The organism is bacterium (assembly GCA_041649255.1).
Taxonomy (GTDB): Bacteria; Hydrothermota; UBA3073; order JACQXS01; family JAQTXJ01; genus JAQTXJ01.
In genome coordinates, this window is sequence record JBAZNK010000002.1 from 227,674 (window position 1) to 241,163 (window position 13,490).

The 13,490-nt window shown below is 36.2% G+C and carries 12 protein-coding genes; 8 read left to right on the forward strand and 4 right to left on the reverse strand.

Annotation, left to right across the window (positions count from 1 at the left end; translation table 11 throughout):
* Positions 1-59 precede the first annotated feature (59 nt).
* From WC614_02520 to WC614_02535, 4 genes are all read right to left on the reverse strand, one after another.
* On the reverse strand, positions 60-1,178 hold the full coding sequence (locus WC614_02520) for a hypothetical protein (protein MFA5031870.1): 1,119 nt from the start codon (positions 1,176-1,178) through the stop codon (positions 60-62).
* 89 nt (positions 1,179-1,267) lie between these two features.
* Complete coding sequence (locus tag WC614_02525) at positions 1,268-2,716, reverse strand: tetratricopeptide repeat protein (protein ID MFA5031871.1); 1,449 nt, start codon at positions 2,714-2,716, stop codon at positions 1,268-1,270.
* Positions 2,717-2,924: 208 nt separating this feature from the next.
* Positions 2,925-3,329 carry a membrane protein insertion efficiency factor YidD gene (gene yidD / locus WC614_02530; protein ID MFA5031872.1) on the reverse strand — a complete coding sequence of 135 codons (405 nt, stop codon included), beginning with the start codon at positions 3,327-3,329 and terminating at the stop codon, positions 2,925-2,927.
* Between the two features lie 4 nt (positions 3,330-3,333).
* Entirely contained in the window at positions 3,334-3,972 is a 639-nt protein-coding gene (locus tag WC614_02535) for a hypothetical protein (GenBank protein MFA5031873.1), read from the reverse strand.
* Positions 3,973-4,334: 362 nt separating this feature from the next.
* On the opposite strand from WC614_02535, the gene WC614_02540 reads away from it, so the two are divergent.
* From WC614_02540 to WC614_02575, 8 genes are all read left to right on the forward strand, one after another.
* Positions 4,335-5,252 (forward strand): hypothetical protein, encoded by a 918-nt coding sequence (locus tag WC614_02540; GenBank protein ID MFA5031874.1) that lies wholly within the window; start codon positions 4,335-4,337, stop codon positions 5,250-5,252.
* 75 nt (positions 5,253-5,327) lie between these two features.
* Positions 5,328-6,410, forward strand: coding sequence for a D-alanine--D-alanine ligase (gene ddlA, locus WC614_02545; GenBank protein ID MFA5031875.1), 1,083 nt, complete (start codon positions 5,328-5,330; stop codon positions 6,408-6,410).
* A gap of 258 nt (positions 6,411-6,668) precedes the next feature.
* Complete coding sequence (gene rpsG / locus WC614_02550) at positions 6,669-7,136, forward strand: 30S ribosomal protein S7 (protein ID MFA5031876.1); 468 nt, start codon at positions 6,669-6,671, stop codon at positions 7,134-7,136.
* 32 nt (positions 7,137-7,168) lie between these two features.
* Complete coding sequence (gene fusA / locus WC614_02555; protein MFA5031877.1) at positions 7,169-9,196, forward strand: elongation factor G; 2,028 nt, start codon at positions 7,169-7,171, stop codon at positions 9,194-9,196.
* Positions 9,197-9,630: 434 nt separating this feature from the next.
* The gene (locus WC614_02560) at positions 9,631-10,389 is read left to right on the forward strand and encodes an electron transfer flavoprotein subunit beta/FixA family protein (protein MFA5031878.1); all 759 of its coding nucleotides are present in this window, start codon (positions 9,631-9,633) and stop codon (positions 10,387-10,389) included.
* Positions 10,386-11,357 carry an electron transfer flavoprotein subunit alpha/FixB family protein gene (locus tag WC614_02565; GenBank protein ID MFA5031879.1) on the forward strand — a complete coding sequence of 324 codons (972 nt, stop codon included), beginning with the start codon at positions 10,386-10,388 and terminating at the stop codon, positions 11,355-11,357. Before WC614_02560 ends, WC614_02565 begins: the two co-directional genes overlap by 4 nt.
* A 296-nt stretch (positions 11,358-11,653) precedes the next feature.
* On the forward strand, positions 11,654-12,208 hold the full coding sequence (locus WC614_02570; GenBank protein ID MFA5031880.1) for a nitroreductase family protein: 555 nt from the start codon (positions 11,654-11,656) through the stop codon (positions 12,206-12,208).
* A gap of 45 nt (positions 12,209-12,253) precedes the next feature.
* On the forward strand, positions 12,254-13,486 hold the full coding sequence (locus tag WC614_02575; protein MFA5031881.1) for a pyridoxal phosphate-dependent aminotransferase: 1,233 nt from the start codon (positions 12,254-12,256) through the stop codon (positions 13,484-13,486).
* Positions 13,487-13,490 lie beyond the last annotated feature (4 nt).

Below are 13,490 nucleotides of genomic sequence, written 5' to 3' on the forward strand. Positions count from 1 at the left end.
CCTCATTGTTTGTTGATATCTCTTTAATCGTCAATTCTTTTCCTTTTCTTATAAAATATTTAGAAACCGCAGCAATTACTTTCACCGGACTTTCTATAAATTAATCCAAAGCGAATTACCAAACCATTCGGAGTTCCTGATGAAAAAATAATGTTATAGCCCGCGCTTACAATAAAATGGAAATCATAAGTTCTGAAAAACTCAACTCCCCCACCGACACTTGCCATCATACCGTCAATCCGGTCGGTGACTTTTTTCTCATAGGTATAATAGGAATAATAAGTTGAATCCGGATAATAGGAATAATGAAGAGAACTATCTTTAATTACAATTACTTCAGTAACTTTATCTCCCCATGCCATTCCCAATCCGCCGCCTATAAATGGAGATACGTCTCCCAATGACATAAAACGATAACAGGAAAAATCAACAATTCCCATAAAAGTACTTCCTTTACTTCCCACGCTTGCAAAAAGCTCGCCCATATAATAAGAAGTTTCGTAAAGATAGGCCAGACCGAATAATGGGAAAGAACCAATGTCGCCTTTTACTCTGGATGTATAACCTTCATAACCATAACCATCATAACCATAATCCACTTCTTTTCCAAGGGATTTTCCCATCGGAAACATATATCCTACCATTACTCCGCCTGTGCTGAAACTTTGCCTTCTTAATTTCGGTTTGGCTTCTGCTTCCGTTATGTTATCAACCGTAACATTTTCTTTGGCTTTACTTTGTTTGCACAGCGCTTCCGCAAGCCTTTTGATTGTTGTTTCAAGGTCTTCCATATTCGAAGCCGTAAGCCTATCTTCAAATATCCTTATCTTCTCCCACCTGTCAATCAAAGCAACCGAAATAATAAGTTTGTTGCCAAGTTTTACTACGTTTCCTGTAACTGCGTATGATACTTTTATTTTTTCGCATACTTTCGATACTTCTTCTGTTCCACCGATGACTGAAAGATTTCCATTCAATGCCCCCATCATATCTTCTTTACTCATAATTATATACTCTTCACAATCTTCCAAGTCAATCCGCAATAAATCAGAAATTGTTGTGAGGAATTCCTTTTCTATTCCTGCACCGTTTATTTCAAAAACAGCAAGTTTTATTTTGCCCTCAGGACATTTAGGACAATTACCCAAAAAAAGCAATAAAGATAAAAGTATTATCATCTTACCCCCTAAATATTTACCAAATATACGTGTTCATAATATTCGTTTACCTCTTTTTGTCAAGCTATTTTTCTATCCTCTAGAAAAGATCACTCGCGGTTTGTTATGCTGGGTTTTATAATATCCGGAACATATCGTTCAAGCTCCTTTAAATGTTTTTTCTTTAATGTTTTATTATATTTATTAACGGACGCCAGTGCATTTCTCATTCCACCTTCATAAAACCTATTCCACAATAACATTATCACAAGTGTACCATCAAGATACCTGCGGTCACGAAACGACTCGACTGCCCAAAACCCCGTAATTCCATTGAATAAAAATGTTAACATCCCGTTTTTGAAATTACGCGTATAGAATTCCCCACTGCCAGGGATAAATGTAGATAATAAAATTGCCTTGTCCTCTGATTTATACGGAAGAAGGTTGAATTGACTTACCTTTTGCTTTAATTCACTGTCCTCAAAACATTCATACGCATCGTCATAATTATCTTCAAGAATGTAAATCCATCCTGCTAATTCGCTTCCCCTATTAAATTTATCGCACACAAACCTCGCAGAAGAATAATCCCCGGACTTAAGATGTGCGCCGATCAAATCATAATAAGCGCAGCCCCCTGATTTTTCGTAATAGTTTACTGCATTTTCCATGTCACCTGCTTTTTCATAACACTGCCCAATCCGATATTGAAAATTGGAATCAGGAGTAAAGAAATTCAACCGTTTATACTCGAGAATCGCATTTTCGTACTTACCTTCAGAGAAAAGCGTATCCACAAATGCTTTATAACCGGTTGCCCATTTGATAAGAGTATCGTTCTTAACCGGAATTCGTGTCTTAGAAGAGTTAATAAATCTTTTTTTAAAAGAATAAAATTCTTTTTCAAAAACTTTTTCATTATACCGTTTAACGGATTCACTGCTGCCATAAATACCACCGAAATAAAACGATAATCCTAATCCCCCGAATATAGTCGCAGGAATAAAATCTTTTGTCTGAAAATACCTGTAACTTACTGCCGCACTTCCTATCGTAAGCACAAAAGAAAATATCCCATCCCCTGCCCTACCTGCATACGCTCTCCCAAGCCCCGGAATAATCGCAGATAAAAAACCCGCAGTTGCAGGACTTTTATAAGGCATATTCAACATTTTGGAATACTCTGCCTGTAACTTAAGACTTAAAGAATCATCATCTACTTTCATAAACCATTCTTCAGCTGTTTCTATATCACCTTCTTTAAGACAGGAAATCCCGGTCAATGTATACGCAGTATCCTCAGTTAAACGACTTAAATAGTTATATGCAAGATTGTTTTTCCCAAGACTAAGATAAGATTTGCCGATTTTACGAACAAGTGTAAGCGTATCATTGGGAGAATATGTCAGGAGTGTTTTATATTCGGTTATTGCCGAATTGTAATCCCCTGTCTCGTATAACCAATCCGCAAATTCAGTCGTATGAACTATTCCTGCCGTATCAGCTGTTGACTGCACTTGTAGAAATAATATTACCGCAAATAAAACACAATTCATAATTTACGTTTCAACATTTTTATTATCTTTTAATCCTGTAAATCCTGCTTGCCTACCGTTCTGTTTGCCTGTCCGCCTCAGGAGGAGCAGGTCTAATTCTTTTGTATCCTTTTATTTGTTTCTTCACTCCCAACTCTTCTTCCTTTTATCCTGTTTATCTGCGACAATCTGCGTCCCACAATTGGTTTTTAATTTGTGATTCGGCATTTTATTCCACCGGGTCATACAACTTATTTCCCCGAATCGCATCAAATTTTGTTTTATAATACTTATCCTTATACTGCCATGCAAAATAATTGCACCTTTCAAGCCTGTCGGCAGTCATTAATATCCCTTTGAATATCCCTTTTTTTTCAATTGCGTCACTGCTATAATGGGAACAGGATGGAACAAAATTACATACGTCTCCCTGACGGGGAGATATTACAATTTGGTATATGCGAATAAGTCCTGTAGCAATGGAAGTAAATAAATTATTTCCTTTTTTATTTTCCATAGTATCTGCAAGCAGTTCTTCCGTAATAACGGATGTTTCCTCAATACTCGTATCCACTATGTTTGTATCTACATCCGTTACCTGAAAAAATAAAGAAAAAAATAATATATTTATCATGAAATTATAAATTTCGGGAAACTGTCCAAAAGAAGATACCCTCCCATATAAAATAACCTACAACACAACCGCCGGTAGTTCCTAAAAGAGCATTCGTTTTCTTCTTCCGTCTATATCCTTTTGAAAACCCCCTTTTGTAGTCTTCCCCCTTGTTTTTTATGTTCGCTTTTATGTGTTCAGGAGGATTTCCGGAAACAATTACGAAAGGATAGACATATCCCAAAACACTAACCACCCCACCCACCACAGCACCAACTAACATCTCGTTCCCTTTGCCTGCTTTTGCACCGGCTTGCTTTCCTTCCGAATATGTCCCGCTGTCTTGCAAAGTTGTGTTTTCCGGATTCTCTCCGAAAACACTTCCTTTAGTATCATACCATTCTTTTTTCTTTGGTGCGAAAACATTACTATCAGAAATACTGCTGTCGGATATAGACATACTTTTTAATTTTTCTATAAGACTGTCTTTTTTAGAATCTTTTCCCTCTATTTTTTCTGATTTAGTAGTATTTGTATCAGGCGAGGTTATGCTTTTTAACTTCGACACAAGACTATCTCTTTGAGCTTCTGTATTTCCTGCCTCAACAGCCAGCAACCTGGAACTTACAAAACAAAAACATACAAATAATGTTACCTTTTTCATCTCCATCCTCCTCAATACTTTAAATTCAAAATTCCTTTCCCTTTTTCTTCTTCCATGTAGACTGGTTTTCACAATAATCCAATTTTCTATATAAGTCAATAAAATTATCTTGCATTCTTATACTAACTTGCTAATTTCCCCTTCTGGCATTCTCGCAAAAGCGGATATACACTCTATGCTATCTGTCTTTTTTAATCCGTGCTAATCCTGTCTAATTTTTCTGTACTCTGTTCTTCTCTTTTACTATTTCCTTTCTACTACCTACTGGATTTTATCCTGTTTATCTGTTTTTATCCCTGTCAATCTGTGATTACAAGCTCTTATTTTTATCATAGAGCTTGTTATCCGGAGGGAAAATCTGTGTGCAAATTCTTTCTGTTGTGCTTTTCCCAAAATCTCTAAAGAATTTCATAAAACCAGCGATAATAAAAGATATGGTAGGAAATACTATTGCCGTATCTAATTCAACCGCTCCCTATTCTTACAAAGAATATGTTGCCGCAAATAACCAACAAAATTCTAACTCCCTAACCATAAATCCTTCCGATGAAGTGACAATTTCACCTGCCCTAAAATACCTTTTATCTCAAGGGGTAAATGTAAACGAGTCCGAAGCTTCCATTTTAAACTCCATTACAAATTTCAATCTTATTTTTGAAGCCAAAAATAAAGAACAACTTACTGCAGATGGATATTTTTCAGAAAAATCAAGAAGTATGGATCTGTCTTTTACTTATACTTTTCAACGAGAGCTAATTAATAACGGAGTTAAAGAAATGCATACTTTTCAAGCTGATTTCTCATTGAAACTTCAAAACATTGATAATAAATCAATAAAACCATTTGAAAAGAAAGAAGATATAATGGATTTTGTCAGAAGACTGGTAAAAGAAATAATGGAAATCGCAAAAGACAAAGATAAATTACTCGGCGGAGTTATTTTTGACCAGGAAGACCTCGAAGAATTAAGTAAAATTGAAAACGGAAAATTAATGCAACAAATACAGGAATTAATTGCAACCATTATAATAGTTGCAAAAATGCAAGCGATGATGGAACAAAATAAAGACCAGGAACTTGTTCTTCTGCAACCCCAGAGAGAAAAAACTTCAGGAATAGACATTAATATAGAAAAAAATAATATTTCTGATTTCAGTTTAAGTATCAAAGACATCACGGATAAATCCGCTTTGACAGAAGGAAACTCAACAGAAGTTGCTCCCACGGAAACTACTGAAACAGAAATATCTGATACAGAAGTAGCTTCCCCTAAGGAATAAACAATCTAAAATAAATTAAAATTTACTTGCAAAGTTTAAATTTAATTCTAAGTTTCTACCTTTATGGAGGGAAAAATGAGAATTGGAATTATGTTTGGTGGAAAATCAACGGAGTCTGAAGTCTCTATTAAATCGGTCAGAAGCGTGTTCAACGCCATAGATAGAAAAAAATATCAAGTAAGTTTAATCTTTATTGATAAAAAAGGTCAATGGCACCTGAATGAAAACATAAAATCTTTTCCGGATAACTTAGGGACAGGTCGCGACCTGTCCGACAAAGTATTTAAGGACATAGCCATAGTCCCGGGAAAAGACAAGAAACAAATAATATATATATCAAATTCTTTACCTGTAAAACAAATAGACGTAATTTTCCCAATACTACACGGTGCATTCGGTGAAGACGGGACGATGCAGGGGTTGTTAAAATTAATAAACATTCCATTTGTAGGTGCCGGAGTGCTTGGCTCTGCAGTTGGAATGGATAAAGATGCAATGAAAAGACTGCTCAGGGATGCAGGAATCCCGATTGCTAAGTTCATAGTATTTGAAAAACAGTCGGATGCCAATTTTAATGAAACAAGTAAATCGCTTGGATTACCCCTATTTGTAAAACCCGCAAATGCAGGTTCATCTGTGGGAATAAATAAGGCATCTACAAAAAAACAGTTTGATGAAGCTGTCAAAGATGCATTCAAATATGATACCAAGATTATAATAGAAGAAAATATTAATGGTAGGGAAATAGAATGTTCCATTCTTGGAAACGAGAACCCTATTGCATCTGTCCCCGGCGAAATCATTCCACAACACGAATTTTACTCATATAAGGCAAAATATCTTGATAAAAAAGGCGCCGTCCTGAAAATACCTGCTGATTTACCTACAAACACTATTAAAGAAGTCCAAAAAATTGCCATTAAATCATATAAATTACTCTGTTGCGAGGGAATGGCAAGAGTAGATTGTTTTTTGGTAAATAATAAAAAAATACTCGTTAATGAGATAAATACTATCCCGGGATTTACCATCATTAGTATGTATCCCAAATTATGGGAAGCAAGCGGACTTTCTTATTCCAAACTGATAGATAGGTTGATTCAACTTGCAATTGAACGGTTTGAAAAAGAAAATAAACTTCAAACTTCCTATTTCTAAGAGATGGTATAGAAACATATATTTCCTTTTATTTCGGAGTTTACTCTGCCAAGGCGAGATACCTCTCTAGTTAATCTTTCCGTTCTCTGCGAGTTCCGCGTCGGAGTTTATCCCGAAGGAGGCGGGGCGGTGAGAATCTCATTTATATATAACAATTTTTCATTTTATCCTTGACATATTTGTAATATAAGTTATTTATATCAAACTTAATTAAAAATCAGGAGGAGGTAATTCCTGTCTGACGACAGGTAAAAAAGTATGAGAAGAAGAAGCGCAGAACTAAGGGAAACAGCACCTGACCCTAAATATAATGAAATATTGGCAGGTAAATTCATAAATTATATGATGATGGGTGGTAAAAAATATACATCCGAACGGATATTTTATGAAGCGTTAAAAATAGCCGAAGAAAAAACCGGAAAGCCGGGTATCACAGTCTTTAACCAGGCAATGAACAACGTTAAACCCCTATTAGAAGTAAGACCAAGAAGAGTAGGCGGAGCAACATACCAGGTTCCTTACGAAGTAAGACCCAACCGCGCAATTGCACTTACAATAAGATGGGTAGTCGGAGCTGCAAGAGCAAAGAAAGGCAAACCAATGTCCGGGAAACTCGCTGAGGAACTATTGCTTGCACTTGAAAACAAAGGCGATGCATACAAGAAAAGAGAAGATATGCACAAAATGGCAGATGCTAACAGAGCGTTCGCACATTTCAGGTGGTAGCAGGTAACATTTTTCCCATTATATAAAATACAATGCCCATAGAGGATATTCGTAATATAGGCTTAATCGCTCATATAGACGCAGGTAAAACCACTACTACCGAGCGTATTCTTTATTATACCGACAGCACCTACAAAATAGGTGGGGTAGATGAAGGCACCACCGTAATGGACTGGATGCCGGAAGAACGGGCAAGAGGAATTACAATAACTGCCGCATCAACTACCTGTTACTGGAAAGGCAAACAAATAAACATCATAGATACTCCCGGACATATTGATTTTACAGGCGAAGTGGAACGGAGTCTCGTAGTTCTTGACGGCGTAGTTATGATTTTTAGCGCAGTAGAAGGAGTAGAATCTCAGTCCGAAGCCGTGTGGTATCAGGCAAACAAATATAACGTTCCTCGAATAGTTTTAATAAATAAACTCGACAGAATTGGAGCGGAACCTTTCGAATGCATTAAGATGATAACCGAAAGGCTAAATAGCAATATATTAAAAATGCAATTTCCGATTGGTATAGAAGATAAATTTTCTAGTATATGCGATATACTAGAAGAAAAAATAATAGAATGGGATAAGGGCTCGGATGGTAAAGAATTTGTGGTAAAACCTATTCCGGAGAATCTTATGCCGGAATTTAATAAAGCTCTTAAGGAATTAATAGAAACTATTGCCGACAATGACGACCATATAGGAGATTTATACCTTGAAAATAAACCTATAAGCAAACAAGAATTAATCGCTGCCATTCGCAGACTTACAATCGAAAAACAATTTGTGCCTATATTTTTTGGCTCTTCATTAAGAAATATTGGAGTCCAACCTTTAATTGAAGGAATAGTAAATTTCCTACCATCTCCCCTCGATAGGAATTTAGACCATATACCCGACAAAAATAAATTCTGCGGACTGATTTTTAAGCTTTATTCCGATGCACACGGGACTCTTGTTTATTTAAGAATTTATACCGGGACAATTAACGCCGGTGAATACGTAATGGATGTAAATTCCGGCGTGAAAGAAAGAATTTCTCAGATATTTTTAATGCAGGGAGATAAAAGGGAATCAATAAAATCTGCTAGTGCAGGGGATATTGTTGCAATTTATGGTCCCAAACAAGTAAAAACAGGTCACACTCTTGCAGCACTGGATTCGAAAATAATATTAAAATCCCCCGATTTCCCCGAACCTGTTATTTTTGCAACTATTAAGCCAAATACTCATCAGGACGAAGAAAAACTTGGGATGGTATTACAAAAATTAGTGTTGGATGACCCGACCCTTTTTATAAGAACAGATACTGAAAGCGGAGAATTAATACTATCCGGTATGGGAGAATTACATCTTGAAGTCCTTCTCCAGAGAATGGAACGGGAATTTTCAATAAAAGCACGATTGTCGGCTCCACAAGTAAGTTATAAAGAAACAATTACAAAAAGCGCAAGTGAACGCGGCGAATTTATAAAACAAAGTGGCGGTAAAGGACAATATGGAGACGTAGAACTCGAAATCAAACCGCTTGAAAGAAGCGCAGGATTTGTATTTAAAAATAAAGTGCGGGAAGGCTCAATCCCGAGAGAATATTTTCCTTCCATTCGTAAAGGTGTGGAAGACTCGCTTAAAACCGGAGTCCTTGCAGGGTTTCCTGTCGTAGATATAGAAGTGACTATAACTGACGGTTCTTTTCATACCGTAGATTCATCGGATATCGCTTTTGAAACTGCGGCTTCTATGGCAGTTAAAGCAGCTATAGGAAAGTCAAATCCAATACTCCTTGAACCAATAATGAGGTTGGAAATAATTGCTCCCCCCGAATATATAGGCGCAATAATAGATGATTTAAGCGCAAGAGGCGGTAAAATCTTATCTATGGCAGGAGTAGGTATAAGACATAATATTTTCGCTTCCTGCCCTATGAGAAAATTGTTCGGATATGCAACTGCAATCAGGTCCGCAACACAAGGCAGAGCAATATATATAATGAAATTTGATAGCTATTGCGAATTACGTAAAGATGAAGAAATTGAAGTGTTAGAAAAATTACGAGGCTACTAAACGAAAATTAAAAATAAAATATCAAATATACCACAAAACCACTACCGTTAGATAGCTCTTTCCCCCTCTAACAACGAACTCAATTCGTACATCTTCTCCTTGTAGGCACAAATTCAATTTGTGCTCTTTCTCTGTCAACGCAAATTCAATTTATACTTTTTCTACGAATTCAATTTTTGCTTTTCCTCTTCGTAGGCACGAATTCAATTCGTGCTCTTTCTTCTTATAAATATCCACCTTTACAACGTATTGCTCTCCCCATCAAATTCAGGTTGACAAATTAAGAAAAAAGATTAGGTATAAACAATATTGAAGACAACGAAATAGAAACGTTTATGGAAAACCTAAAAGGGAACTGAAGTGTTTGATGAACTTAAGAAGATAAAATATTTGATTTTTAATATTTCATATTTAATTTGATTATAGGGGGTATTATGGACAGCATTGTTTGTATAAAAAGAGTTCCCCAGACAACGGATTTAGAACTAAAAATAGATTCTTCAGGCAAAGATATCCAAAAAGACCGCTTAACTTTTGACATTAATGAATCCGATAGCTATGCAATTGAAGAAGCTATCAGGCTTAAAGAAAAACTCGGCGGGACCGTTACCCTTGTCTCCATCGGGGAAATAGAAAATGACGACATCATAAGAATGGGGCTTGCAAAAGGCGCGGATTCGGCAATACGAATAGAATACACCGGCGAATTAGACGGCTTTGCCACCGCACAATTATTAAAAAATACCATCAAAGACTTAAAATTTGACATTATATTTACGGGTTGTATGGCTCAGGATGATGGGTATTCTATGGTAGGACAAACACTTGCAGAACTGCTTGGCATACCTTATGCAAGTTTAGTAGTAAAACTTGACGTAGAAAACAATTTGGCAACAATAAACAGGGAACTTGAAGGAAGTTTAATTGAAAAAAGTGAAATCAAACTACCTGCATTATTCACAATCCAAACGGGCATCAATGAACCCCGCTATGCTTCATTGATGGCAATAAGAAAGGCAGCAGGCAAAGAAATAAAAATCGCTGACGCAAAAAATACTGAACTTGCTAAAAATACGACTATAACAAAATTATTTACCCCTCCCCCATCGAAACAGGCTGAAATATTGGCAGGGACTACGGAAGAGAAAGCCTTAAAATTGACAGAAATACTCAAAGAGAAGGGGGTACTATGAAAGACATCTTTGCACTGATTGAACATAGACGCGGGGAAATAAGAAATATATCTTTTGAACTGTTAACCAAAGCCAGGGAATTGTCCGAAAAAACAGGCGGCAAAGTCACTGCTATTTTATTAGGACATCAAACCGAATCTTTTATAAACGAAATCAAATCTTCAGCCCATCGCATTATTGTTATAGAAGACGAAAAACTTAAAGATTTTAACTCCGAATATTATAAGACTACGCTTTTCAACGTATTAACTACCGAAAAACCTTTTCTTACATTGATAGGACATACTGCATTCGGTATAGATATTGCTCCTGCCCTTGGAAGCAAACTTAATATCCCGGTTGCCACGGATTGTATAGGAATCGAAATAGACAATAACATAATTGCAACAAGACAGATGTATGGCGGGAAATTAAACGCTACGATAAATTTTAAAGATAGTTCACAGTTTTTACTTACAGTCAGACAGGGAGCGTTTCCGGTAAGCGAGACGAATCTAACCGCCGAAACAACAAAAACTCCGTCTCCATTAACAGCAGACCTTACTGCAATTAAGTTTATTGAATACATAGAAGCCGCAACCGGTGGAGTAGACATAACCAAAGCTAATATTATAATAGGAATAGGACGAGGGGTAAAAGAGCAAGAAAACTTAAAAATAATAGAAGACTTTGCGCAGGCAATTGGTGGGGTAGTTGGATGTTCCAGACCGGTAGCAGATTCAGGATGGTTACCAAAAGACAGGCAAGTAGGTTCTTCCGGTAAAACGATAAAACCCAAACTTTATATTGCAATGGGAATATCTGGTGCATCCCAGCATATATCCGGTATGAAAGGTTCGGAAACTATAATAGCCATAAACAAAGACCCTAACGCTCCCATATTTAATGAAGCAAATTATGGAATCGTAGACGATTTGTTTAAAGTCATACCTGCACTGAAAAAGAAAATAGAAGAACTAAAACAATAACAAGCGAAAGCATCAAAACTATAGAACAAAACATAACAGAAAACACAATTATTAGCCACGGATGAAAGACACGGATTTTCACGGATAAAAAAACTTTCAGAAGGATTTCTGCATCATCAATATAGTGTCTACGATTTTCACAAGAATGACAAATGCTAACAGAAAAATAAATTTCTACTACCACACCGTCTTATGGAAATCAATAAAAACACGAAACATATTTGATTTATCTTGACGAACAGAAAAGATATTTTATTTTTAATATTTGATATTTGATTTTATAATAGGGGGGAAAGATGGAAATATTAAACTTAATTAAAGAAAGACGAAGCATAAGAAAATACAAACCAATACAGGTTACCGATGAACAGTTAAATCAGGTTCTTGAATCCGCCAGATGGGCGCCTTCATGGGCAAATACTCAATGCGTAAAATTCATAGTTATTAAAGACCCGTCTATGAAAGAAAAACTCCAAAACACGCTTACACCACGAAATCCTTCAAGAGAAGCTATGATTCAAGCCCCAATAGTAATAGTAGCTTGCGCAGAAATAAATAAAGCAGGTTATAAAGAAGGAAAACCTACTACGGATAAAAACGAATGGTTTATGTTTGATACTGCGCTTGCACTCCAAAACCTAACACTTACTGCGCATTCACTCGGTCTGGGAACGGTTCATATAGGCGCTTTTGATGCTAAAATGGCAGGCAGTTTGCTTGAAATTCCTGAAGGCATAGCAGTTGTGGAACTTATACCCCTTGGTCACCCGGATATTACCCCCACTCCTCCACCACGAAAAGAATTGAAAGAGATTGTGTTTAATGAGAAATACGGCAAACAAAATCCATAAACTTAAAAAAGCAACAATAGTTTTAAGACTTTAGTGAAAAATATTATGAAATTAGAAGATATTGTAAGCAAAAATGAAAAGATAATTCCTTTGCTGGAATATGCATGGGAAAATATGCTTCCGGAAATAAAAAAGGTTATAACAAAAGAAGACCCCATTGTAGCAATAGGCGCACAAATAGAATCCATAAAACAAAAATCCAAAGATTTCGTAAGAGCAGAGAGCGGACAAATAAGAGGTATTCTACCGGAACTTGAAACATACTACAGTCCACCTATCGGTAAAATTGAAACTAGAAGTCTGATTGCAGAATTTTGGTCGAAATTTTATAACCTGAAAGGGTTAACTTATAAGAATGTCGCAATAACAAACGGTGCAAGTCAGGGATTATCTTTTATGATAGAAATGCTTGGACATAAACAGAAAATAATTCTTACTTCTCCCTATTGGCCCAATACTCCTGCCGTAATTACAAGAATGGGAGGAAAATATATAGAATTTGAATTAACCGATAAAAAAGGCAACCTGAAACTCGAAGAATTAGAAACATTAGTAAAAAAAGAAACCCCCCGTGTTTTATTGATTAATTTTCCTAACAACCCATCGGGAATCACTCTGGATAAACAGCAAATGAAAAATTTAGCGGAGTTTTCAAGGGAACATAATCTTGTGATTATTTCGGACGAGGTTTACAACAGAATTCGTTTTAACGGCAAACCATTGACAATGTTGTCTTTTGCTCCTGAACGCACCGTATCAATTTGTTCTGCGTCAAAAGAATATCTTATCCCGGGAGCACGGATGGGATATGTTATATGCTATTCCGAAACTATCACAAATGTATTTCTTAAACAACTTATGAGAATAGATTGCTCATGCGTAAACACAATCGGACAGGATATAATTTCTCCTCTCATAAAAAAGGAATTAGAAGAGATTAGAAATGGCATACCCCCAACTTTCTTACCCCCAATAATTAAGGAATTAAAAAAACGCAGGAATGCAATGGGAGAAAAATTAAAAAAAGTAGGTTTTGAGCTTGCAGGCGATAAACTGCCTGATGGCTCTATATTTATGTTTGCAAAAATACCGGAAACAATAAAAATAGGCGATAAAGAATTCATTGAAAAAGCAATCCAAATGGGAAAAATAAGCGGGATTCCCGGAAGCGAATGCGGCAAACCCGAATGGATAAGATTTTGCTTCGGATTTGTAAAATTAGAAGATATCGAGAAATTCGGCAAAAACTTGAAAGATGTAGTCAACGCCGTAAAATAAGTTC